This window comes from Streptomyces camelliae, assembly GCF_027625935.1.
Taxonomy (GTDB): domain Bacteria; phylum Actinomycetota; class Actinomycetes; order Streptomycetales; family Streptomycetaceae; genus Streptomyces; species Streptomyces camelliae.
In genome coordinates this window covers 7,900,467-7,924,294 of the sequence record NZ_CP115300.1, presented here as the reverse complement: position 1 = coordinate 7,924,294, position 23,828 = coordinate 7,900,467, and the positions used below count along the sequence as shown (strand labels likewise).

The window sequence follows — 23,828 nt, the reverse complement described above, 5'->3', positions numbered from 1 at the left end:
TGGCCTTCCCCCGTCGGAATTCAGGTGATGGTGAGCGCGTCGTTGTTGATGGTCACGGTCGGCCCCACGAGGGAGATCACCGCGCCCTGGCCGTTGCTGATGTGCACCCCCGTGTCGTCGATGACGATCGACGCGCCGGAGGGGTGCTTCAGGGTGATGCCCTTGCCGCCGGGCTCGTCGGAGAGGACGATCTGGCGCCGACCGGGCGTCTGGAGCACCACGTTCGGGTCGTTGCCGGTGGTCATGGCGTCTTCCGGTACCTCGTGGAAGCCGCCGTACCAACACCCCGTCCAGATGGGGTAGCTGGGGTCGCCCTGCTCGAACTCCACCCACACACCGGCGTCCACCGGCGGCAGATGGAACTGCCCCATCCCGGGACCGGCCAGCGGGAAGCACGGCATGGCCCAGGTCGAGGTCACGTCGCCGAGCACGTCCGGGACCTGGACCTGGAGCCGGCCCACGCGCATGGGGTCGGCGTTGCTCACCACGGTGCCCCGGTACTTGCCGAGGTAACGGGTGGGTTCAGCAGCCATTCTCTGTCTCCTAGGGGACGACCGTGGGCTCCAGTGCGATCAGCCCCTCGCGAGCAAGGGTGAAGTTCTGCGTGTACGAGCCGCGTTGCAGGTTGTGGGTCACGGACTTCACGTAGTACCGGCCGTCGTAGGTGATCCCGGCACCACGGACGCCGACCAGTTCCCGGGCGCGGAGCACGTATCCGTACCGGACCACGTCCAACTGCCCGGAGCCGGTGACGGCGTCGGCGGATTCCGCCGCCTTGGCGAGGGCTTCGGCGATGCCCTGTCCGCTGTCCTTCTTCGCGGTGTCCCCGATGACGGTCTTCTTCAGCGCGGGCGCCGGGCGCCGCGCCAACGGCGGGCGCAGGATGCTCACTTCGGGCACGGGCAGGATGGCCGAGACGCGCGTGGCCGGCAACTGGATGCGCGCCTCGGGCTGCTCCCGCGCGGTCCCGTCGAAGGCGAAGGTGAGCTGGTCGACGTTGGAGAGCCCGTCCATGTTGACGTTCAGCGCGTGCTGCGGCTCGCCGAGGCGGACCTCCGGCCCCCAGTAGGCGCGGCTCTGCCCCGGGACCGGCCCCGGGTCGAGGAAGAAGGCATAACCGTTCGCCTGCGCCAGCTGGTTGATGTAGGCGAGGTCGGTGCCCTTCTGGAAGTCCACGCGCTGAGTGGGCATGGGGGTCTGCGGGATGAGCTCCGGGATGACCAGCGGGGTGATCCCGTACTGGGCGTACTGGGCGATGATCGCCTGGACGCGGGCAGCCGGGGACATCGCGGGGTACGGGACGGCGGCACGCTCCTCCAGGTCCATCAGCACGGTCAGGTCCTCGCCGGTGACCGTGAGCGTCGACTGGCCCGGCTGGTTGCTGATGCCGACTTCCTGGCGAATGATGACACCGTCCATCAGCACGGTGGGGGTGCCCTGGACCGTGATCGTGATGATGACGCGCGTCTTGGGATCGAAGGAGCCGCCCGGCAGCAGACTGCGGCTGATCAGGCTGTCCTTCGCCAGGTCGAACGCCAGCTGGAAGCCGCTGCGCTGCCCCGACGCCACCGTCACCTGCACGGAGAGGAGCGAGTCCGCGACCTCCTGCGCGACAGGTACGGCCAGCTGCGGGCCCATCATCAGCGTCAGATGGATCGGCCCGGTCGTGATCGGACCGTTCTCAGCCATTCACCCCTCCGGGCACGCCGCTGGGCAGGGTGATCCGGATCCGCCGGCCCGGATCGCTGGTCAACTCCCTTGGGTCCAGGACCAGGTTGGCGTCCGCGATCCGCCACCACTGCTCCGCGTTGCCCAGGTAGCGGGCGGCGAGGAGGTCGGGGCGGTCGCCGGTGCTGACGGTGTGGGTGGCCAGGTCCGCCATGCCCTGCGGGTCGGGCAGGAGGCGACGACGCAGGTAGGTGATCTGATGGCCGTCCGGTTCCGTGAACCGGGCGGTGCCCAGTCCGTAGTAGCGGCTCGATCGCGGATAGGCGGTGGTCGCCTGGGTGAGCGCGACCGCGTCCAGCGGATTCTCCAGTGACGCCATGGTTGATCAGATCCCTCCCAGTCCGCTTCCGCTCAGCCCCAGCGCGCTGAACCGCCGGGTCGCGGCGGGACCCGCCAGCCGCTCCTTCTGCGCCAGGTACGCGAGGTAGAGCTCGTACCCCCGGTTGGTGACCGGCAGATCACTGACCGTCAGCACCCGCAGTGTGATGGCCACTTGAGCCCTGATCGGATTGAGGTCGACGTCGAACGCCTCCTCGGTGATCGAGAACTCGGTGAGCCTGACCGGTACGACGCGCTTGTTGCCCCAGGTGAAGAGCGTCAGCGGCGCCTCGACGGGGGTGATTTCCAAGGTGCCGCGGGCCGCCAGCGCTTCGAGCTGCCGCAGGCTCGCCGACGACGGGCTCACCAGCATCTCCAGCACGGCGAGCTGCGGATGAATCCCGTTCGGCGCGGCGACATCCAGCTGATCGGTCGCGTCGATGTCAGCGGTCAGCTTCCACGTCTCGACGGCCGGCCCCTTCAGCCGCAACGCCTCCGTCCGATCCCCGGACGAGTTGTCAGCCCCGGCGGCCTGGGGAGCGATACTGCGCTCCAGGCTGTCGGGGTTGAACTGGAGGACGATGATGTCATTGGGGGTTCCGCGCTGGGGGTCGATGATGACGAGGCCGGAGCGGATGGGTTTGGGTATGTCGGCGTAGCTGCTCACTGGGCACCATTTTCTGCGCTCTCAAAAACCGAGACCACCTGTTCTGCCTCCCCCCGCACGCGAGCGTCGGTGTCGCCTGAGGCAATGATCCGCAACTCGGGAAGCAATTGCGGCCATTCCATATATGCGGCAGTTCGCGCTGCAGCTGCTCTGATCATGGGGTGCTCATCACGCAGCGCAACCATGAAGGCATCGAAGAACTCGTCATCAAAAGCCGCAGGAGCGCCGAGCCCCAGACGGAACAGCGCACCCACACGCTCCATCGGAGGGGCTTCTGCATAGACTTGATCGATCAGCTCGGCCGAGCTCCATGCATCTACCTCTGCATCAATCCTACGGAAGGCATCCGTGACACCATCGATCCTGGACCCACGAAAGAAGCAGCAAAACTCCCCGGAGGCCACGTCCTCAACACAATGAAAGGTCGTTTCATCATCAACCGCCCATACGAGTTCTACGGCTTTCCGATGCCCTCCGCGAGAGCCGAGGGAGGCCCACCCGTGCTGTGTCGCTACCCGCTCCGCCTGGGAAGGGTCAGGATGCCGGAACACGAGCCTACGACTGCGATGGAAAACAGCACCATCCATGCGGCAGCCCTCCTTTCAAAGTGTGCAGAAAACCCTAGAGACCGTACGTATTCATAACTTGGGTCTCGATATGTTTGAAAACCCTTTCCTTGACAGTCCTGGGATCCATTCCATCCGCAATGTCCACACTATACTCGTTCAGCCACGCCTGGATGAAGTTTATTTCACGCTCGGCGAGCTCTTCGCCGCTAATTGAGTGCACCCCCGATTTGGTCGTGTGCCCAAGTATGCCCCGCCTCATCCTGCGCCTCATATTATTCACCAGCTTTCTTCTCGCACCTCGCTCCTCCAGATCCGAAAGCCTGTTTATCTCAGCCCGTTCGTTCTGCACGCGTGCGCCGAGATCGGCCAGTTGCCTCTCCCTGTTCGCCCCACCCACCCACGCTCGCTTGCTCACTGCGGCCGCTTGCGCCCCCTTGGGAGCCATCGGATACCCCTCGATGGCCTTGATGATCATTTCTCCGTCCTTCTTGGTGGCAGCTCGTGAAATCATTTGGGCCAGCATTGCCGCATGGACCCTGGCGCTCTCATCCCGTCGCTTCTCAGTCCATGCAGTGAGCTTGATGAGAAAGCGACTTTTCAGAAGCTGCATCTGGCTCAGATTTTTATTCGGAGCCGCTCCGCGGAAAATGTTGAGGTAGTCACGTCCGACAGCAAGGAGATCAGCGCTCTCATTTTCCTCCGCTATGATCTCCTGGTATTCGAGGTCTCGCCCTCTGGCCTGATCCGGTGTGCGCCGGTATATGTGACTGTTGGCGCCGCCCGGTTCCTCGACAGTCGTATCACCAGCATTTTCGTTCGACGCCCAGGCCAAGGTCCACCGGCCCGGCACCGACACTTCTTTCTCCTGGCCGTCCTTTTCTCGACGTTCTGTCGTGGGCTCCGGGAAGAGTCTGTCCCCCTGCAGCGAATCCAACCGGTCCACCATATGGCCGACTCCAGCGGCACGCCCGAATTCGACCCGATTCACACTGCCATCGCTTCCAAAAGCCACGTTGGCCGGATGCGATCCGCGCCTGCTGAACTCGATACGTACCTTGTTGGCCAACTGCTGCACAAATTCGAGCACATCTCGTGGGTCGAGCCTGACGTTCGTGCCCGGAACCACAAGCTCGGGCGGGCTTGCCCACGCCTTGATATCGAAACGCTGCGCGCCCTCCGCTGCGACGCGCGAAAGTCGGTACCAAAGCCGCATGCCGCCCATGACCGCACGGAGCACGGTCGGGTGGACGCCTCGCCGAAGCATCGACGTGAAGAGCGGCTTCATTCGCGCAACGGCTCGCGCGAGCCGGTCGTCATGCCGTTTCGCGCGCCTCTGCGCCCGCTGCTCCTTCCGCTTGTTCCACCACTCGCGCAACTGGTCGCGCTTGCGCTTGTAAGCGTCGCGAATTTTGTGGGCAGCGTTGCCGATCGCGCGGCCGAGCTTACTGTTCTTCAGCTTGCGACCAAGTGCGCGGGCAGCGTTGCGCGCCTTCCCAAGGGCCGCTTTCACGGCGCCCTTGGCCCGGTTGAGTGCTCGACCCGCGCGGGATACCGGACGACGAGGTCGGGCGGGCGCGTTCGCCTCCTCCGGCTCGCGGGGCTTCCTGGGCCCTTCGGGTTCGTGGGGTTTCGAGGACTTGCTCTCCGACTGGAACTTGGGCTCGTGCGACTTCGAGGTCTTGGAGGCCTCGGGGCTCGGCGCATGCGGCTCCTCGTGGTGAGGGGCCGTCTCATGGGGCTCGCCGGGCCGCTCGTGAGGATGGGCGAAGAAATCCGGTTCGGCGGGTCGGCGGCCGGACGGCATGCGCTCGCGGAGTGAGGACATCGCGTTGCGCAGGCCCGTCCGAGCCCGGTTGACGGCGGTGCCGACGGCCTTTCTCGCGCCCTTGCCCGCCTTGGCCAGGGCCTTCAGGATCTTCTGGGCGAGGGCCTTGAGCTTGGTGCCCACGGCCTTGCCGGCGCCCTTGAGCTTGGAGAGGAGGTATTGGGAGACGAATTCCAGGAGGGCGACGACACCCGCTGCGACCGCCTCCGCGAAGAGGCAGGCGGCCGGGCCCGCCTTCACCGCCTTCAGGAAGGCGAAGAACTTGCCGAAGGCGGCGATGATTTTGCTGATGGTTCCCCAGGCGGCCATCAGTCCCTGAATGATCGTCATGATCGCGCCCGCCGCAGGCACGATCATCGAGATGACCTTCTCGATGATGATCTGCGCGAGCATCATCGGAAGCGCGGAGATGATCGCTTTCCAGGCCATCTGGCCGATCTTCTTGAGGGAGATGCAGCCCTTGACGAGGATGTTCAGGAGGGTGGACGTCAGGCCGACGACGGACTCGACCTTCTGGTCGAACCAGGCCTTCACCGCCGTCTTGACCGCGCCCCAGAGGTGATGCTGGATGCCGTCCCTCGCGGCGGCGCCCATCTTGCTCAGCCAGCCGCCCGGGTCCGGGGCGATGTCCGCGATCAGCGCCGCGAGTTGACCCAGCGCGGCGATGGCGGCCTTGACGAAGTTGATCGCCGCCTCGACCAACGAGCGCACCTGGTTGATGATGGCCTTGAGGGTCGCTTCGGCCAGCTTCAGCAGTGCGTTGAGCGCGGCCCCCAGCCCGTCGAGGAGCGCGTTGACCGCCGCCTTGAGCGTGTCGGCCAGGGCGTTGACCGCCGCGATGGCGCCATCGCGCAGGTCCTCGATGGCCTTGCGGAACTTGTCGCGCAGCGCCGGGAACGCGGCGAGCAGGACGTCGCAGATCTGGATCAGCGTATCGGCGACGGCCTTGATCAGCTGTACGGCGAGCTTGCGGCAGGTGTCGATGACCGAGTCCGCGAACTTCTTGAAGCCGTCGATGATGTCGTTGACCAGCTTGCGGAAGAAGTCGAAGATCTTCGTGACCGCCGACAGCAGCGCGTTGAAAGCATCCTTGATCTTGGATGTGATCCAGCCGAACCAGCCCGAGGACTCGTGCTTCTTCTTCTCCTTCTCGTCCTGGGCCTTCTTCTGCGCCTGCTCGCGGTTGTCCTGGATCTTCTGGTTGTCGCTGGCCTGCCGGTCCTTGACCTGCTTGTTGCTGTCGTCGCGCTTGGAGAGGATCTTCTGGTTGTTCTCCGTGTGCGACTGATCCGCCTGCTTGTCGGAGTCGGCGACCTTCTGGTCCTGCTCCGAGCGCCACTGGTCGCGCGCCTGCTTGGCCTGGACGCCTACCTCACCGCGCTTGGCCGTCTGCTTCCTGGCGTTGTCGGCCGTCTCCTTGTCGATGTCCGACTGGTTCTTCTTGCGCGCCTCGGCCTGCTGCTGCCTGTTGTCGGCCTGGGCGCTGCCCACCTGCCCCTGACCCTGGCCGATCGCCTGCTTGATCTGCGGGCCGCGCTGCTGCTGGACGACGGTGGCCTCGCCGGGCTTCAGCTGCGTACCGGCCTTGCCCCCGCCGCCCCGGCCGCCGGCGCCCCCGGGGACGTTGCCCTTCAGGGTCTCCTGGGGCACGTCCGGGTAGATCTGGTCCTCGCCCAGCGGCTTGGCCGCGTCCTGTCGGCCGGTGTCCTGGATCTCGGAGGTCTTGTCGTTGTACTTGCCGGCCTGCTGGTCCGTCAGCTGCGGGTCGGCGTCACCGGTCAGCTGCACCTGGGGGGCCGGGCCGACAGTGACGTTCAGACCGGGGTCGGTGGAGGGAACGTCGTTGACCGCGTCCTGCATGTTCTGGACGTCATGGGCGTCCGCCTTGCCGGCGTCGGTGTCCGGGACGTTGGGCGTCTGCACCTGCTCGGCCGGGTTCTGGCCCTGGACCTGATTGCCGTCCGCCTTCTGCTGCCGGCCCTGCCCCGGCGGGGCCACCCGCTCCAGCTGACCCGACACCTGCGCGGCCGGGGCCTCCTCCGTCGGCTTGCCCTGCAGGGTCTGCGGCGCGCCGGAGGGGCGCTGCGTGGTCGGCGGGGCAGCCTTGAGCTGGGCCTGCTGCTGCCCGATGGAGTGGTCGACGGCGCTGTCGGCACCGCCCAGGACGGTGACCGTCTGGTCCGGCGGCACGGCGGCGGCCGTACCCAGGGCGGCCTGCGGGTCCTGATCGGAGACGTTGGGCGGAGCCGGGCTCTTCCGCTCCTGAGCGCCGCCACCTCCGCCTCCGCAACCGCCGCCGCTGCCCTCGGGCTTGTCAGCCTCGGTGCTGGGCTCCGGGGACCCCGCGCAGGCACCGCCGCCCGGTTCGAGCGAGGCGCCGGGGGCGGGCTGGGCGCCGAGGGCTCCCGGGGCGTCGGACTGCTGGTCGGCGGGACCGAGGGCCGGGGACTGCGCAGCGGCGCGGACGGGAGCGACGGCGCCCGGCGCGGCCCCCGGTCCCGCGACCGCACCCGCCGGCTCGGGCGCGCCGGCCGGGCCGGCGGCAGCAGCGGCGGAGGAAGGTGCGCGGCCCGGGGCCGATCCCGCGGCGCTGCCTGATCCATAGGAGACGCCCGCCGGTTGCTGCGCGTGCTGCGCGGCGGCCGGCCGCGCGGTGACACGGGCAGGGGTCGGCGCTGCGGGAGCCGGGGCGTGCTCGGCCTCCTGGCGCTCGTTGTGCTCGGCGGCACTCTCCTGCTGGGCCGGGCTGGGGGCGGTCCCCCCCTCGGTCTGCGGAGGTTCGGCCGGCGCTACGTCAGTCTGCCCGCCGGCCTGCGGATGCGCCTCGGCCTCCGGCTCAGCGGCCGGGGAGCCGTCGTCGGCCGGTTGCGCCTGCTCGGGGTCCGGGCCGACCTCCTGCTCGACCGGCTTCTCGGTCTGGAGGTCGTGCTCGGTGCGGTCCCCGGCCGCGTTCTCGGCGACGGGGCCCGGCTGCGGGACCGACTGGGGAGTACGGCGGCCCGGAGCGGGCGGGGCGGTGGCGATGGGGGGCTCGGCGGGCTCGTCGTCCTCGCGCTCACTCTCGCGCGCCGCCTGGACCTTCTCCGCCTTGGTCGGGGGCGGGGCCGGGAAACTGGGGACCTCGGCTGAGGCCGGGGCAGATCCGCCTACGGACAGGTGTATCTGATCGGCCGTCGGCACAGCGGAGACGTCGAGGTCGGTGGAGGGCAGGAAGTCCTCCGGCTTGAGCGTGGCCTCCGCCCCGCCGGTGGCGCCGGGCTTCTCGGCACCCTGCGGACCGCCGATCTCGCTGTCGGCGCCCGGCTCCAGACCCTCGGGCTGCTCCTGCTCGGGGGGTTCGCCGCTCTCCTCGTCGCCCTCCAGGACGCCGTGGCGGACGAGCGAGCCGTCGCGCTGCTCCGCGGTCTTGTCGACCTCCTCCGGGCGGACGGGGCCGGGCTGCGGGGTGGGCAGGTGGTCCGGGTTGTGCGGCTTGCCGCCGGCGACCGGCTGCTTGGTCGCGGACTTCCGCTCGTGCTCCGGCGAGCCCTCGGCCTGCGCGGCGGCCGGCTTGTCCTTGGGGTCCTTGCTCTGCTCGGTCTTCTGCTGCTGGGCCTGCTGCTCCTTCTTGTCCTGCTGGTCCTGCTGGTCCTGTTGGGCCTGCTGGTCCTTGCGGTTCTTGTCCTGGGCGTCCTGGCCGTCGGCCTGCTGCTGACCGGCGGTTGCGCCCTGGGCGTCCTGACCCGGCTGGTCCGCCTGCGCCTGGTCACCGGTGGCGGCGTCGGGCTGGGCGGAAGCGGACCGGCCGGCGGTGGCGCCATCGGTCGTCGAGGACGCGGAGGATGCGGACGCTCCGGAGCCGTCGACGCCGCTGCCGGACGAGGAGGAAGTCCCGTCCGGTCCCTGTGCGTTCCGCTCTCCACGCCTGCGCTGCTCGGAGGGCCTTCGCCTCTTCCGCTCCTCCTGGTGGACGCGCTGCTGCGGGTGCCGGTCCTCGTGCTCCTCCTCGTGCCGTCGACGCCCCTCGGCCGCGTCGTCGCGGTGCTCCTGCTCGGCCTCGCGGTGGTCGCGCTCCCGTACGTCGTCCTGGTCGTGCTCGGCCTCGATCCGGTCGACCGTGTCCGTGACCGGCACCGGAGTGAGCGGGGTGTCCATGCCCTCGGGCAGGTGCGAGGCCTGCTCGGCGAGGTCGAGGACGCGCTGGTAGTCGGAGGAGGGCAGGCGGAGTTCGAGCTTGGCGAGCACCGCCTGCTCCAGCTCCGGGGCAAAGCGCGCCAGTTGCCGGCGGACGCGGCCGGAGGAGTCCGTGGGGTCGCCGCGCAGGGAACGGAGGATGCCGGCGGTCAGCCGGTCCACCAGGGTCGCCGGGTCGAGGCGTTCGCTGCGGAGCCGGTCGGCATCGACGCGAGCGTAGCGGAGCCAGCCGGGGGTGGCGGAGCTGTCCCGCGTGACCTCGGTCCGCCCTGCGTCCGCGCTGCGCGCGCCCTGCTCGGCCTGTTGCTCGACGGCGTCGGTGGGCAGGCTGACGCCGCCGAAGTCGCGGCCTGCACGCAGCCGGCCCGGCTGGTCGGGGGCCTGGACGGTGTGCAGCAGCTCGTGCGCGAGCAGCCGACGGCCGTCCTCGGTGCCGGGGCGGAAGGTGCCCGCTCGGAAGAAGATCTCCTGGCCGACGGTGACCGCGTCGGCGCCGACCAGGTCGGCCAGCGCGGCCGAGTCCTCGTCCGTGTGCACACGTACGCGGCTGAAGTCGTGACCGAGCCGCGCCTCCAACTCCCTGCGGATGCCGGGGTCGAGAGGGTGGCCGGCCCCGCTGATGATCTCCTTGGGCTCGGGCGTACGGGCGGAGCGCTGCGGCTTGCGAGCCTTCTGCTTGGAGCTGCCGCTGCTCTGCCGGCCCTGCGCGGGCGCGTGGGTGCCGCTCATCCGCGCTCCATGCGGCTGTTCGCGGCTCCGGCACCGGCACCCGACAGGCCGGCGTGGACCGCGCGAGCGAGGGCCTCGCCCAGGCGGCGCGGGTTGCCGGTGGCGGGCAGCTCGGGCAGTCCCGAGAGGAGATCGAGTGCGCGGTCGCCGTCGGCGAGCAGGGCGGCCGGGACACCGCGCTCGCGGACCAGCCGGTCCAGCTCGCCGTGGAACGCCTGGCGGACCCGGTCGACGTCGCGCGGGGCCAAGTCGAAGCCGTCGAAGACGAGTTCGGCGATGTCGATGCGGATCGTGGTCGGTGCGGCGGGCACCCGCCGCCGGTCCTCGGTCGCGTCGCGCACGTCGTTCAGACCCACCCGTCCACCTCCGAAGGCGTCAGGGAGCGTTCGAGCTTGAGGTACTCGGTCCGGGCCGCGGCGAGCATGTGCTCCATGCGCACCGGGCTGCCCTCCTCGGCGGCGAGGAAGGCACCGGCCAGCGCGATATTGCGGATCGAGCCGCCCGCGACGGTGAGTTGGGCGAGCCGATCGGGGTCGAGTCCCTCCGTCGGCGTCCGGTCGGGGATGACACGGCGCCAGATCTCGGCGCGCTCCGGCACGGACGGGAAGGGGAAGTCGACGACGAAGCGGATCCGCCGCATGAAGGCGTTGTCCAGGGCCTTCTTCATGTTGGTGGTGAGGACGGCCAGTCCGCGGTAGGCCTCCATGCGCATCAGGAGGTAGCTGACCTCCAGATTGGCGTACCGGTCGTGGCTGTCCTTGACCTCGCTGCGCTTGCCGAAGAGCGAGTCCGCCTCGTCGAAGAGCAGCAGGGCGCCGCCGCGCTCGGCCGCGTCGAAGACCCGGCGGAGGTTCTTCTCCGTCTCGCCGATGTACTTGCTGACCACCTGCGAGAGGTCGATGACGAAGAGGTCGACGCCCAGTTCCCCCGCCATGACCTCGGCGGCCAGCGTCTTCCCGGTGCCGGATCCGCCCGCGAAGAGCGCGGTGACGCCGAGTCCGCGGCGCAGCACGCTCTCGAAGCCCCACTCCTGGTGGACGGTGGCCCGGCGCCGCACATGCGCGACGATCTCGCGGAGAATCGCTCGCTGGCGTTCGGCGACGACCAGATCGTCCCAGCCGGCGCGCGGTTCGACCCGGCGGCCGAGCTCGTCGAGGGCCATGCGGGCCTCCACCAGACCGGCCCGCCAGGCGAGTTGGGTCGGATCGCTGCCACCATTGCGGGAGCCCGACGAACGCCGGACCGAGGTCGCCGCCGCACGGATGACGTGCGCGGGCAGCGAGAACTGGGCGACCAGCCCCCGCAGTCCGCTCTCGGTGACATCCGGGAGGTCCCCCAACGCACCCGACCAGACGTCGAGTTGCTCCTCCGCGCTGAGCGCCGGAACGGTCACCCGCTCGGCGCGGGCGCGAGCCGTCGCCGGACGCGGCTCGTCGGCGGAGAGCACCAGCGGTACGGCCAGCCCGCCGGTCAGGGCGTCGACGGCGGCCGAGGTGTCCCGGGCGGAGAGCCCGGCCGGCGCCTCGCCCAGCGACACCCCCGACGCGCCGTCGTACCACTCCACCAGCAGCGCCGCGGGCAGCAGCACCGCCTCACGCTGCCACAGCCTGGCGAGTCGGTCGCGCTCGCCGGGATCGGTCGGCAGATCCTCGGCAGAGACCGCGTACAGGGTCAGCCCGGAATCGCGGGCCGCAGCGGCGGCGATCTCCCAGCGGGTCTGCCGGTCGGACCCGACCAGCTCGACATGCGGCAGCGCGTCCAGCTCGGCTGCGGCCCAGCCCACGGACACCTCACCCACGGTGCGCTCATGCGCAGCCGGCAGCGCCTCCCCCGACGGGGCGACACGTTGCAGCAACCCGTGCAGGCGTACGTCCAGATAGTCGACGCCGACCAGGAAGTGCAGGATCCGCTCGTCGATCCGGATGCGTGCGGCGGTGAGGGCCACCGTCCCGTCCCTGTCGTCGAGTTCGACCAGCCGCCAGCGGCGCAGCGGTCCGACCGGGGCGAGCGCGCTCCAGTGCGCGTCGGCGAGGGCGGCCAGGGCGAGCGAGAGGGTCGGGTACGGCCGCGCCGGGTCACCGCCGGCCGCGGCGCAGCGGCTCGCGGTGGTGGAGTCCAGTTCGGCGGCGGCGGCCAGGACGAGGATGTCGCGCTCGAAGGGGCTCAGCCCGAAGCAGGAGCACAGGGTGTCCAGGGCGCTGCCGGGCTCCGGGTCCGGGCAGGCGGGCAGCTCGGACCGGGCCTCGGCGGCCGCGCCGGCGCGGTCGCGCCCGGACGCGTGGGCGTCCAGGCGCGCCAGCACCGCCTCCACCGCCATCGACAGCGCCTTGTGGTGCAGATCGTGGCCGCCCGGCACCTTGGCCTTCTCCCCTCCCATGGCCGTTGCTCCGCTCCCGCTCAGCCGGCTTCGGGCACCGCGTGCACGGTGCGCGTCTTGACGGGCTTGGCCTCGACCGGGGTCGAACGGCCGTCGATCAGCACGGCAATGCCCTGGTAGATGAGGGAGAGGGCGTAGGGGGTGTTGTTCTGGTAGAGCATCCCCCAGAGCTTGGACGTGTCGTCGATGTCCAGCGCGGTGGGGGTGAAGCGCACCCGCTGCGGGGAATCGGCCAGGTCGGAGCCCTGAAGGTAGGGCTGCTCGGCGGCGGCCTCGATCATCGCCCTGGACAGCACCGGGCTCTCGTGCAGGGTGCGCACCACACAGCCCAGCAGGCGCTGCGGGACCAGCTCGGCCTCGTCGCCGTAGAAGCTGATCAGATAGTGCAGGTCGAGGGCGGCCGAGGGCCGGGTGAGTACGGTGCCGTCGGCCGCGCGGGTGGGCGCGTCCATGTTGCGCAGGGAGGCGTTGGGCGTCACCTGGTACAGGAAGATGGTGATGGTCGGCTCGGCCGGCGGGTCCGTGGGCGGCTTGCGCGCGGCGACGTCGACGGCGAACGGGATGTCGGGCGCCAGCGATTGTGCGATCTGCTGGCGCAGCGCCTCGGTGACCGTGGCCACGGCGAGGGTGTTGCTCATCGCTGGGCCTCCCCTCGGGACAGGTATTTCTCCAGGCTCAGGACGGGCGACTGCCGACCTGGCTGCTGTGCGCGCTCGCGCGGGCGTGCGGCAGCGTCGTTGCGCCGGCCCACGGCGCGGACCTCCAGACGGCCGATACTGATGTGCACGGTGCGTTCCCGCTGGTGTTGCCGCGCGCTGTCGCGGGCAGACCGACGCCCGGCGGCGGCCTCGGCGGGACGTGTCGCGGGACGCGCGGTCTGAGCGGGGACGGCGATGGGGCGTGCGCCGGTGTCCTGGCGCGCCTCGACGGCTTCATGACGTACCGTCAGTTCCGTCAACTGCCGCCCGGGGGACGGCGATCGCCGCGCCGAATCATCGCGCGTGGCGTCCCCGGCGGCAGGCCCTGCCGGCCGCGTGGCGGGTTCGGCGGCAGGCTGCGGAACGGCGGCGGTCAGCACCCCGTGCCGCGGAGCGGTCTGTTCGCGCAGCACCAAGGGCAGGTGCTGGAGGACGGGCTGAACGGGGCCGCTGCGCGGCATGTCCTCCACCGGACTACGGCGCGCAGCCGGTTCCTCCGTACGCCCTGCGGGCTCCGCCCACTGCCGCTCCTCGGTATCCGGTCCGAGTGGCTCCACACGCGCGCCGAAGGCGTCCATCCGCTCGAACGGACCCGGCAGGCGCGGGCGCACCCGCACCACACCGGCGTCCCTCCCGCCGTCCGCCCCGCCGGCCGGCGCGGCCGCAGGAGCAGCCCGCCCCACCAGGCGGTCGAAGTGGTCAGACATCCGCACACAGCTCCAGGTAGTAGCGGCGCCGCAGCGGGCTGAGCGCCAGGATCTCGGACTCGCTCCATCCGTAGTGGCCGGCGAGCAGATGGACGTCCTGCAGGGTGCCCCGCGCCCAGGCGTCCAGTTCGGCCCACAGGTACGAGGCGATGTCCAGTTCGGCGGTGGCCGCATGGCCGCAGGCCGGGCAGGCCAGGTTGAGCCGGATGTCGGCTGCCGGGTCGGCCGCGGCCGCGGCCTGGGCGACGCGCCGGCGCACATGCTCGGGCAGTGCGTCGGCCGCCACCTCGGTTCCGGAACGTTCGGCGTGCAGCACGCAGCGGGCGACCAGTTCGGCGCCGGCGTCCGCGGAAGGCGAGGCCTCGACCGCCGCCAGGTCTCCGGCCGTCGGCAGCCGGAACCGCACCGTCCAGCCGTCGGCGTCGACGGACAGCGGTCCGTCCGCGACCTCGGCCGCCCCGGCGCCGATGACGTCCTGCACGCCGAGCGTGAACTCCATCTCCTCGGCACACTGACGACACGTCACACGCAACTCCAGCCGTTCGCCGAAGAGTTCGCGTCGCAGCGCGAACAGATCGGCGTCGCGGTGCCCGACCGGGACCGACAGCAGTTCCTCGCTGCCCGCCGCCGGGCGGGCGGCGGAGTGCAGCAGCAGGGCGCGCTGGGCGTACCCCGCTGCCAGCCCCGCCTCCCAGACGGCCAGCAAGCCGGCCGCGCCGACCGAACGCTCGGAACTCACGGTCGGCTACGCGGGGTTGGTGTACGTAGGCTCCTGCGGCTCCGGGACCGACCAGTCCCGGTCCCAGCCCTCGCACTCCAGCTTGAGGCTCTGGATGGCGACCGCGTTGGCGTTGGCGTCCATCTCGCCGAGCACCTGGTACTCGCTCGGCCAGGCCCGGAACACCTTGTGCGCGACGGCCACCTGTCCGGCCTCGTTGAGCACCTGGATGACCAGGTCCTTACGGAAATCGGCGAGGGAGACCTCGGCACCCGGACCGGCGCCGACCTGCCAGACCTTGTTGGCCCAGCGGTCGAACTCCGGATCGTGGGTGACGCCGCGCTCCAGGGTGATCGCCTCGAACTCGGTGCGGCCCGGGGACTTCCGCGGCGAGCTGGGATCGCCGCCGTTGCGGTGCTTGACCACCTCGGTGGTCCGCTTCAACGGGCTGATCTTGCTGATGCCTGCGACCACCCGGCCGTCCCAGACCACCAGGAACTTGAAGTTCTTGTAGGGGTCGAATCGGTGCGGGTTGACAGTGAACTCGGCCATGAAAGCTGCTTCCTAACCCCTGAACCTATGCCTCGAACTGCCCGGCCATCTGCTCGATCTGGACGACGACGAACTCCGCGGGCTTCACCGGGGCGAAGCCGACCAGCACATTGACCACTCCGCGGTCGATGTCCGCCTGCGTGGTGGTCGTGCTGTCGCACTTGACGAAGTACGACGTGCGCGGAGTCGTCCCCTGGAACGCCCCCTGCTGGAAGAGCCGCTGCAGGAAGGCCTCGGCGTTGAGCCGGATCTGCGACCACAGCCGCTCGTCGTTCGGCTCGAAGACCACCCACCGCAGCCCGCGGTACAGGCTCTCCTCGATGAACAGAGCCAGCCGCCGCACCGGAACGTACTTCCACTCGGACTGCAGCGCGTCCGAACCCGCCAGGGTCCGCGCGCCCCACACCACCGGGCCGACGACCGGGAAGCTGCGCGCGCAGTTCAGGCCCAGCGGGTTGAGCAGCCCGTTCTCCTTGTCGGTGAGCTTGACGCCCAGTGCCCGTACCCCGGAGAGCGGGGTATCCGTCCCGGCCGGCGCCTTCCACACCCCGCGGGCGGCGTCGGTCCGGGCGTAGACCCCGGCGACCGTGCCGGACGGCGGGAAGGAGCGCAGTCGGCCGGTGAGCGGGTCGACCAGCTCCAGCTGCGGGAAGTAGAGCGCCGTATGGTCGCTGCGCACCGGGTCGAAGGCGGACAGGCCCGCGCGCGCCGCGTCCACGCTCGACCAGGTCTGCGGGGCGTCGGCGATGACGAAGAGCCGTTTCTCCTCGGCCAGCGCCTGCGCCGCGGACAGCACGGTGAGCTGATCCTCGATGTCCGGGTAGGCCGCGATCTCGGGCAGCACCAGCAGATTGACGTCCTGGACGTCGCGCAGCGCCTGGATGCCGCTCTTGGCCTGCTCGCTGCCGATCAGGTCGGTCGGGCCGGGCGCAGCCCCGTCCTCGCCGCCGGCCAGTGCGAAGACCGGCGGATTGACACCGGCCTCCAGGCCGAGGTTGTTGGCGGCCTCGCCGACGAAGCGCACGGTGTCGGCGGGGTCGGTGGAACCGGCCACGATCTGCAGGCGCTTGCCGAAGGCGGTGACGGTGGTCCCCGCGAAGACCCGCCGGCCCGGGGCGTCCGGCAGCGCACGCAGCTTGCGCTCCAGCAGCAGGGCGAGATCGGTGACGGTCTTGGGGGCGTCGCCGTCCCGCTCGGCGTCGTAGATGCGGAAGGTGCGCGCGACCTGCCCGATCTTGACCTCGATCTCCTTGGTGAGGTCGGGCAGGGTGGCGGCGAAGGGCTTGGAAACGGTGCCCACCGGGTCCGGGCGCTGCGAGGCGAGCACCTTCACCCTGATGGCATCGGACCCGCTGTTGACCACGGTCTCGGCGAAGTTGGGGTCGCCTGCGGTGACCGACAGCCCGGTGAAGAACTCGCTGACGCCGCCGGTGACGTCGAAGACCCGGAGGTTGAAGGTGCTCTCCGGAGCGGTGGTGTCGTAGTCCACGAGGAGCCGCAGGCCCGCACCCCAGGCACCGGGCTGTTCGGCGGTGACCTCCAGGACCGGGGTCTCGGTGCTGCTCTCGGTCGAGTGCAGCGTCACCGCAGCCGACTTGCCGGTGCCGGCCGCCACCGCGCGGACGATGACGGCGACGGTGCCGCCGTTGACGAAGAACTGCTGCACGGCGTAGCTGACCGGGCTCTGCGGGTCGAGGCCGCCGTACTGCCGCTCGAAGTCGGCGAAGCTGGTGATGGTCACAGGCCGGTCGACGGGTCCGCGCCGGGTGCGGCCGACGAAGGCGGTGACCGAGGTGGTCACGGTGCCGATCGTGCGGACGCTGCTGGGCAGTTCCTCGATGTAGACCCCGGGATAGGTCGGTGTCGTCGTCAATTCCCCCTCCATTCCCTTGTCGCACCTGGGGACAGGAAGAAGGAGGAAGGCGCGCGAACCGGCTGGCGGCGCCGAGTGCGCTGTCGCCGAACGTGCGTGGAGTCACGACACGCGAGCACCGGAAGAGGCTCGGTGAGGCCGTTACTGATTCCCCCGTCGCAGCCCCCGCGGCACCCGTACCGCGGGGGGTTGCGCTCGTTGTGCAAGAGGTCCCTGGTGCCTGAATGCAGGATGAGTCTCAGGTCCGATCGCGCGCCAGTCAAGGACTACAGTCGGTCACTTCCGGTCATTCCCGACCCGGAGACAGTGATCTGCACGCTTCACCCCAAGGTCCTTCACAACTCACCTGATTGCATCAAGTCTCGGTAATTGACGCACTCTTGACGTGTCGTCAGCCACCTTCGGGGAGCTTTGTGTAGTCGATCGCGTGACTGCCGGCGGCGGAAGCAGCCGCGGGTGCGTAGGCGGGCGGCCGGGCCGCTCCCAGGAACCAGCCCCAGCGGGCCCCGTAGCGGTGCTCCAGCACACGGAAGACGGCGTAGTAGACCGTGCCGAAGCCGGTGGTGAGGGCGGAGTTCACGGTGGCGTTGTTCAGATGGATGCCCAGCCGGGCCGCCTGCAGTACGACGAAGGCCACCAGGTAGGGCACGCAGGTACGCCAAAGGGACAGGACGATCTGGTACATGACGTTTCCTCAGTCTCGGGCGGCAACAGGTCACTCGACGGCGAAGCCGTGCGCATGGCCGAGCCTGGTCAGCGAGTCCTTGCCGGGGATGCCGTCGGCCATCATCCCGGTGTAGCCGTAGCGCTTCTGGAGCTCCGAGTAGGCGGTGACGGTCTTGGTGCCGAAGGAGCCGTCGACCCACTTGCGGTCGAGCAACCGCTCATCCGCCAGGGCGAGTTCGACGGTGAAGACGTCGTCCGGGTTGCTGGTGGCGCCCTGGGGGGCGCCCGGGTCGTGCCGCGCCGAGTCGACCACCTTGGCGTGCGCGACCGTGGCGAGCGGGATCGCCCCGTGCAGCAGGGAACGCAGCGAGCGCTCACCGGGGACACCGTCGGCGTCGGCGCCGGAGAAGCCGAGACTGCGTTGGTAGTCGGCGTAGTTGAGGGTGTCCGCGTCGGTCCACTCGGGGCCGGGACCGTCGTGGTAGTGCTTGCCGAACCCGGCGCCGACCAGCGCCCGGCCGACCGCGGTGACGTGCATGCCGTTGGCGCCGAATCCGTAGTGCAGCCCCCCGATGGTGACCTGACGGCGTGTCGGTGGCTCGGGGCTCGGAGTGGGCTTGGGCTGGGGCTTCGGAGTGGGCTGAGGCTGAGGGCTCGTGCCCGAGCCCGACGGCCTCGGCGCCCCTTCGCGCACCCATGCGTAGAGCACCGGCCCGGGGCAGTCGGTGGCATACCCGTCCCGATGGCCCTTGATCTCCGGGCCGGCCGGGCCGTGCTTCTGGCAGTACTCGATCGCGTCCCGCAGGCCGTTGAGCTGGTCCCAGGTGGGCGAGGTGGACCCGGAGGAGCCGACCAGCGCGCAGACCGCGTAGTGCGCCTCGTTGAGCGGCACGTTTCCGTTGGCGCTGTTGCGTCGCTCCAGGCCTCGGCCTTCGAAGACCACGCCGTGCTCGCAGACCACGAAGCTGTAGCCGATGTCGGACCACTTGTCGAAGTCCATGTGCCCGGCCTGGATGCGGCGCACATAGGCCGCGCAGGTGGAGTGAGGGCCGAAGGTGTACGGCGTCCCCAGGTAGTGGACCTTCACTCCCTTGCGCGGCTCGTGGTACGGGATCGACCCGTTCGGCTCCCGCCAGGGGCGGGCGCCCCATTCGGCGCGCGAGACCAACTGCAGGCCATGCCATGGCTGGGGTTTCGGCTGCGGTTTCGGCTGGGGTCTGGGCTGCGGCTTGGGCTGTGGCGCAGGGCCCGGCTTCGCCGCGGCGCCCGCCCACTCCCGCAACTGCTGCATCGTGCCGTGATACACATCGGTGTCCATCGGCCGGTCGGTGTACTGGTGGAACTTCCACGGAGCCCGGATCCTGGGCGCGCCCGGTGTGACGTAGTCCGCGATCCAGAGGAAGTCACCCGCGTTGTCGTCGGTCCGGAACCAGAAGTCGCGGTCGACGTAGAGGCCGACCCGGTTGTCCGGGTAGTGCCGCTTCACCGCGGCCAGCCACTCGTTCTTCACCTGGGTCGCGTGCCCGTCGCTCACGTTCTGGCCGTACGGCTCGAAGTCCAGCGCCAGCAGCTCACCCGGCGGCACATGGCCGACGACCCGGCAGAAGTGGTCCACCTCGTCCGCCACCGCGTTCTCCGCGTGCAGGAAGTGGTAATGCCCGACCACCAGTCTGCGTCGTCGGGCCTCGCCCAACTTCGCCTTGTAGCCGCTCTGTTCGGTGTGCGCCCCCTCGGTCGCCTTGATGAAGACGAAGCCTGCGTCCCCCGGTATGCCCGACTGGAAGTCGGATACGTCGTATCCCTTGGCGTAAGCCATCGACAGTCCTCCCGTTACCCTGATCACCGCCACGCCTGATCCCGGCGCCGGTCCATGGGTAACTCCCAGTAAAGCCACACCCGGAGCCCGACGTCACGCGGCCCTCAGGACTTTCATCGGTCGGCCAGGCCGGTCTCCACACATCGTCCACATGTGCAACTCGCTGGCCACAACGGCGAGTTGCACGTGCGGCGGCATGGGCAAGATCCCACCGTGCGCCAGTGGGCGACCGGGCGCGCGGGCTCGCGGGCACGCGGGCACGCGGGCACGCGGGCACGCGGGCACGCGGGCACGCCGAGGATGCTGGAACCGGCTGAGCCAGGGCTACACGGTGTCGGCCGCTGTGGTGTTCGGGGCCCTGGTGCCTGTGCTGCCGAACCGAATGCCCTTGGCCTCCTTGCCTGCAGCGCTCAGCACGATCACCGCGGCCAGGGCAGGCACCACGGTCCATGTCATCGCCGCCGGATAACCGTGCCGTCCGGCGACGGCCTCCTGGATCGGCAGGTTGAGGGCGGCGATCAGGTTCCCGAGCTGGTAGGTGACGCCCGGATAGAAGCCCCGGATCGCATCGGGGCTCATCTCGGTCAGGTGCGCGGGGATGACGCCCCAGGCCCCCTGTACGCACACCTGCATCAGGAAGGAAGAGAGCATCAGCCAGCCCACGGCCGTGGACAGCACGAAGAAGGGCACCACCAGCAGGCCCCCGGCCGCCGCGATCATGATCGTACGACGGCGCCCCAGCCTCTCGGACAGGGAGCCGAGCAGTGCGCCTCCGATGATGGCGCCGACGTTGTAGACCACCGCGATGGCGATGGACGTGTCCGCGGACAGGCCCAGCCCCTTCTTCACGAAGGTCGGGTAGACGTCCTGGGTGCCGTGCGACATCCAGTTGAAGGCGGTCATCAGCGCGACGAGGTACACGAAGCGCCGCAGCACCGCCGGGTTCTTGAACACCTGGTACGCGGGGGTGCGGTTGACCTTGACGCTCTGCTCCCACACCTCGCTCTCCTCCACCCGGGTGCGCACCCACAATGCCACCAGGGCGGGCACCAGGCTGAAGGCGAACAACCCCCGCCAGCCGAAGACAGGCTCGATACCGAAGAAGGCGACAGCGGCGAGCAGGTATCCCAGCGAGTAGCCGCTCTGCAACAGGCCCGACCAGAATCCGCGCCTCGCAGCCGGGATCTTCTCCATGGCGAGAGCCGCGCCCAGGCCCCACTCGCCGCCCATGCCGATGCCGTAGAGCAGGCGCAGCACCAGCAGCACGGCGTAGTTGGGCGCGAAGGCGCAGGCGAATCCGACGACCGAGTAGAAGACCACGTCCACCATGAGCGGCAGACGGCGGCCTCGGCGATCCGCCCACATGCCGAAGAACAAGGCACCGACCGGCCGCATCACGAGGGTGGCGGTGGTGAGGAAGGCCATGTCGGTGAGGGACACATGGAAGTCGTCGGCGATCTCGCTGTAGACGAGGACCACCAGGAAGTAGTCGAAGGCGTCCATCGCCCAGCCCAAGTAGGCGGCGACGAAGGCGTTGCGCTGATCCCTGGTGAGACCCGTCGCCTGCTCCCGGACGGTCTTCAGCATGCCTGCCCTCCCGCGGTTCCAGGTGAGGCTAGGTCCGAGCAACGAAACGGACAACGCAAGGTCCGGCAAAGCACGGACCACAATCACACAAAGAGACGCACGCGCCGGTGAGTTCGTCAGCCATGGCGTCTGACGGCTGGATGACGGTGGGCCGTTCGACGCAGTCGGACATGACACCGGACGCGACGGTACGGCGGTAGCCCATGGCCGAACCGCGGAGGCCGGCGATACCGGATCCGGCTGCCGGTGATGTCTTCGTACGGGGACACACCCGCTGGAACACCGCCCCCCGGGACCAGTACATCGTGGAGATAGGGCAGTACGTGGTCCACTACCGCGCGAGGCCCGATTCCACCGTGTCCCCGCTGCCTCGCCCGAGGCGTTCGTCTTCCACGGCACCGCGGGCAGCGGGAGGACGGCCCTCGCCCAGGACGTCTTCGACGAAGCCGTGAAGCGGGCGTGGTGGGACTGTGGGCGAACGCCGCCACCGAGGTCGCGCTCCGCGCCGGCATGCCGGCCGTCGCCCTCGACCGAGGAGCCGACCCGGGACGCGTGGAGGCGGCGCAGGTCTGCCGACGCCCAGCCGTCGATCTCGCCCGGCAGCACCTCGAAGCCTCCGCCCAACCACGGCTGTTCTTGTCCGCCAACCTCCGTTATGGCATCCCTAGGCTGACCGGGTCGCGATCGCGCACCCAGCGTCGGTGCCGTCGTCATCCCTCACGGACCAACCACGCCGGCCGCGACGGCGCCGACTCCGCGGCCGCGCCAACTCGTGGGAGATCCTGAGGGCACCCGGTCCCCAACGGGGGTGCCGGCGGCGCAGCTCGCAGATCTCGGCTATCGACTTCGGCGGACAGGGGGTGGGGCTGTGGGATGCACCGCGAAGATCACGTTTGCGCGCATTCCTCTACTGGGTCGCCCAGACGGGCGCCGCCTTCCTCGCAGCGCCGACCCGTCGTCCTCGGGGCGGCGACCATGAGACTGATCGCCTGGTCCAAGGTGTGGACATGGCTGGTGGCCAACACGGCGGCGGGCATCGTCGCGGGCTTGGTCTTCAACCTGCTCAAGAAAGGGCAATCTCAAGTGCGCCCGGCCTCAACCGGTCGAGGGCCACAGGTCTTCGCCGTCTGTACGGAGTCGGCGCCGATGCCCCTGCCCACGAGTGTCCCGGCGAGTCACCCCGGGGTCGGCGAGGCTCGGCGGCCGTCCGCCCGCTGAGAGCGTGCCACCGAGTGTCAGGGCGCGTCAGACCGCACCGTCACGACCTGTCTGGTCGGCCCGATGACCGGCACCAGGCGGAGCCGTCCCACCGGGCAGACCTTCACTGGTGACGAAGTAGAAGACAGGGAGCAGGACGAACACGGCGATCGCCAGCAGCGGTGCGATGAGCACCCCCAGAAGCCCGGCCACGGTGTAAGCGAGGGCGCCTGCCCAGGAACGAAGCCGCCCGTGCCGCACGTACGTCTCCTCCACATCAGGGTCCAGCAGCTCGGGCCGGCGGGAGATCTGTTGGTAGAAGGCCACCCAGCTCAGGCACATCGCCGCGGCGATGCCGGCGTACAGAGCGACGGCCACCCGCGCGTCCGCGCCCATGGGATCTGCCTGCAGCGCGTCCGCCACCACCGCGGTCGGAAAGGACAACAACCCCGTGGTGAGCAGCAGAAACAGGTTGGCGGCATGCAGCCCGCGATCCATGGTCCTGATACGGACGAAGGCCTGGTGATGGTTGAGCCAGATCACCGCGACGTAGCCGAAGGACGCCACGTAGCCGAGGTAGGCAGGCCACTGAGCCAGCAGAGCCGGGCCAAGGCCGCCCGGTTTGTGCGGAGGGTCGGCGAGATTGAGAACGAGAAGCGTGACGGCGATGGCGAACACACCGTCGCTGAAGGCCTCGGCCCGTGTGGTCTCGGAACGTGAGAACTTGCGGGGGTGGGTACGGGACAAGCCGACTCCTGACGTACTGCCTCGTGTCGTTCACAAGTATCCGTGCGCTGTCTCTTTCAGCGCATCCACCGAGCAGGGCATTGTGCACTTCTGGACACGAAGAAGGCGCGGGTGAGAAGGCGGCAGTGGCCGCGCCGGACGCTGGAACCTGGCACCCGGCCGGCCCCACCGGCGAGCCGACGACCGCTGACAGAGGCCGTAGCGGCATCCGCGCCCGTCGTCAGCTGCCGCCCACTCCCCGTGTCGCCGGCAGCACCAGCGTCGCGGACAGGCAGGCGGATCCATGGTCCAGGGACCCCGGCCGGTGCACGATCCGCGAGGCGCTGTCGAGGCCAAGCTGGGCCCGTCACCCCGCCGCGTGAAGTCTCATACGGCAGCGAGATCGAAGCCGCGGCCGGCAAGCGAGCTCAAGCCACCTGTGAGTTATGCCGATGCCCTGCATATGCATGCGCGGTGATTCAGTGAAGGAATAAATGAAGAGCGCGTTCGAATTCACGAACACTCCACGTTCTTCACGGAATGCATTGCGCGGATTGTGGTGGGGAGGTCCGTTCTCACAGTCGGACAGGGGGCGAATATGAGGCAACGAAACGGGCGATTAACTGACGCGTAGCGGCCGGGAATCCTCATCCCGGTCCACTCCTGGGCACTGCCTTTCACGCACAGCGTCAGGAGGGGCCATGTCCTTGTTCGCCAAGGCGTCCTGGCCGGGAGACCATCGCGACGAGATAGTGGCCGGTGCCCTGGTCGCCGCGGTGATCGTCGTACTCGGGTACGCGTCCGGCATCGGCGCTCCCGCGCCCACGACCTTAGACACAGCCGCACCGCCGGCAGCACCGGCCCCGTCGGCCTCCGCCGACCCGTCACAGGGGACGGCGTCC

Annotated in this window: 17 protein-coding genes; all 17 read right to left on the bottom strand. The window is 69.6% G+C overall.

Annotation, left to right across the window (positions count from 1 at the left end; translation table 11 throughout):
• Positions 1-20: 20 nt before the first annotated feature.
• Entirely contained in the window at positions 21-533 is a 513-nt protein-coding gene (locus O1G22_RS36360; protein ID WP_270085180.1) for a phage baseplate assembly protein V, read from the bottom strand.
• A 10-nt stretch (positions 534-543) separates the two neighbouring features.
• On the bottom strand, positions 544-1,689 hold the full coding sequence (locus tag O1G22_RS36355; RefSeq protein ID WP_270085179.1) for a hypothetical protein: 1,146 nt from the start codon (positions 1,687-1,689) through the stop codon (positions 544-546).
• Positions 1,682-2,047 carry a LysM peptidoglycan-binding domain-containing protein gene (locus O1G22_RS36350; RefSeq protein ID WP_270085178.1) on the bottom strand — a complete coding sequence of 122 codons (366 nt, stop codon included), beginning with the start codon at positions 2,045-2,047 and terminating at the stop codon, positions 1,682-1,684. The genes O1G22_RS36355 and O1G22_RS36350 overlap by 8 nt, the downstream gene beginning before the upstream one ends.
• A 6-nt stretch (positions 2,048-2,053) precedes the next feature.
• Complete coding sequence (locus O1G22_RS36345; protein WP_270085177.1) at positions 2,054-2,713, bottom strand: CIS tube protein; 660 nt, start codon at positions 2,711-2,713, stop codon at positions 2,054-2,056.
• Positions 2,710-3,300, bottom strand: coding sequence for a HEAT repeat domain-containing protein (locus O1G22_RS36340; RefSeq protein ID WP_270085176.1), 591 nt, complete (start codon positions 3,298-3,300; stop codon positions 2,710-2,712). Before O1G22_RS36340 ends, O1G22_RS36345 begins: the two co-directional genes overlap by 4 nt.
• A 34-nt stretch (positions 3,301-3,334) precedes the next feature.
• Positions 3,335-10,009, bottom strand: a complete 6,675-nt coding sequence (locus O1G22_RS36335) for an eCIS core domain-containing protein (protein WP_270085175.1) — start codon at positions 10,007-10,009, stop codon at positions 3,335-3,337.
• Entirely contained in the window at positions 10,006-10,365 is a 360-nt protein-coding gene (locus O1G22_RS36330) for a hypothetical protein (RefSeq protein WP_270085174.1), read from the bottom strand. The genes O1G22_RS36335 and O1G22_RS36330 overlap by 4 nt, the downstream gene beginning before the upstream one ends.
• Positions 10,356-12,386, bottom strand: coding sequence for an ATP-binding protein (locus O1G22_RS36325; protein ID WP_270085173.1), 2,031 nt, complete (start codon positions 12,384-12,386; stop codon positions 10,356-10,358). The genes O1G22_RS36330 and O1G22_RS36325 overlap by 10 nt, the downstream gene beginning before the upstream one ends.
• Before the next feature lie 20 nt (positions 12,387-12,406).
• Complete coding sequence (locus tag O1G22_RS36320; protein ID WP_270085172.1) at positions 12,407-13,024, bottom strand: Pvc16 family protein; 618 nt, start codon at positions 13,022-13,024, stop codon at positions 12,407-12,409.
• Positions 13,021-13,791 (bottom strand): hypothetical protein, encoded by a 771-nt coding sequence (locus O1G22_RS36315; protein WP_270085171.1) that lies wholly within the window; start codon positions 13,789-13,791, stop codon positions 13,021-13,023. Before O1G22_RS36315 ends, O1G22_RS36320 begins: the two co-directional genes overlap by 4 nt.
• Positions 13,784-14,530 (bottom strand): T4 family baseplate hub assembly chaperone, encoded by a 747-nt coding sequence (locus O1G22_RS36310; RefSeq protein ID WP_270085170.1) that lies wholly within the window; start codon positions 14,528-14,530, stop codon positions 13,784-13,786. The genes O1G22_RS36315 and O1G22_RS36310 overlap by 8 nt, the downstream gene beginning before the upstream one ends.
• A 6-nt stretch (positions 14,531-14,536) precedes the next feature.
• Positions 14,537-15,061, bottom strand: a complete 525-nt coding sequence (locus O1G22_RS36305) for a phage tail protein (RefSeq protein ID WP_225095807.1) — start codon at positions 15,059-15,061, stop codon at positions 14,537-14,539.
• A 25-nt stretch (positions 15,062-15,086) separates the two neighbouring features.
• A complete protein-coding gene (locus O1G22_RS36300) occupies positions 15,087-16,934 on the bottom strand; it encodes a phage tail sheath C-terminal domain-containing protein (RefSeq protein ID WP_270085169.1) in 1,848 nt (615 codons plus the stop codon).
• Between the two features lie 391 nt (positions 16,935-17,325).
• Positions 17,326-17,619, bottom strand: coding sequence for a hypothetical protein (locus tag O1G22_RS36295; protein ID WP_270085168.1), 294 nt, complete (start codon positions 17,617-17,619; stop codon positions 17,326-17,328).
• 30 nt (positions 17,620-17,649) lie between these two features.
• Positions 17,650-19,416 carry a peptidoglycan-binding protein gene (locus tag O1G22_RS36290; protein WP_270085167.1) on the bottom strand — a complete coding sequence of 589 codons (1,767 nt, stop codon included), beginning with the start codon at positions 19,414-19,416 and terminating at the stop codon, positions 17,650-17,652.
• Positions 19,417-19,740: 324 nt separating this feature from the next.
• Positions 19,741-21,003: an MFS transporter gene (locus tag O1G22_RS36285; protein ID WP_270085166.1), complete on the bottom strand. Its 1,263-nt coding sequence runs from the start codon at positions 21,001-21,003 to the stop codon at positions 19,741-19,743.
• A 1,245-nt stretch (positions 21,004-22,248) separates the two neighbouring features.
• A complete protein-coding gene (locus O1G22_RS36280) occupies positions 22,249-22,947 on the bottom strand; it encodes a TMEM175 family protein (RefSeq protein WP_270085165.1) in 699 nt (232 codons plus the stop codon).
• Positions 22,948-23,828 lie beyond the last annotated feature (881 nt).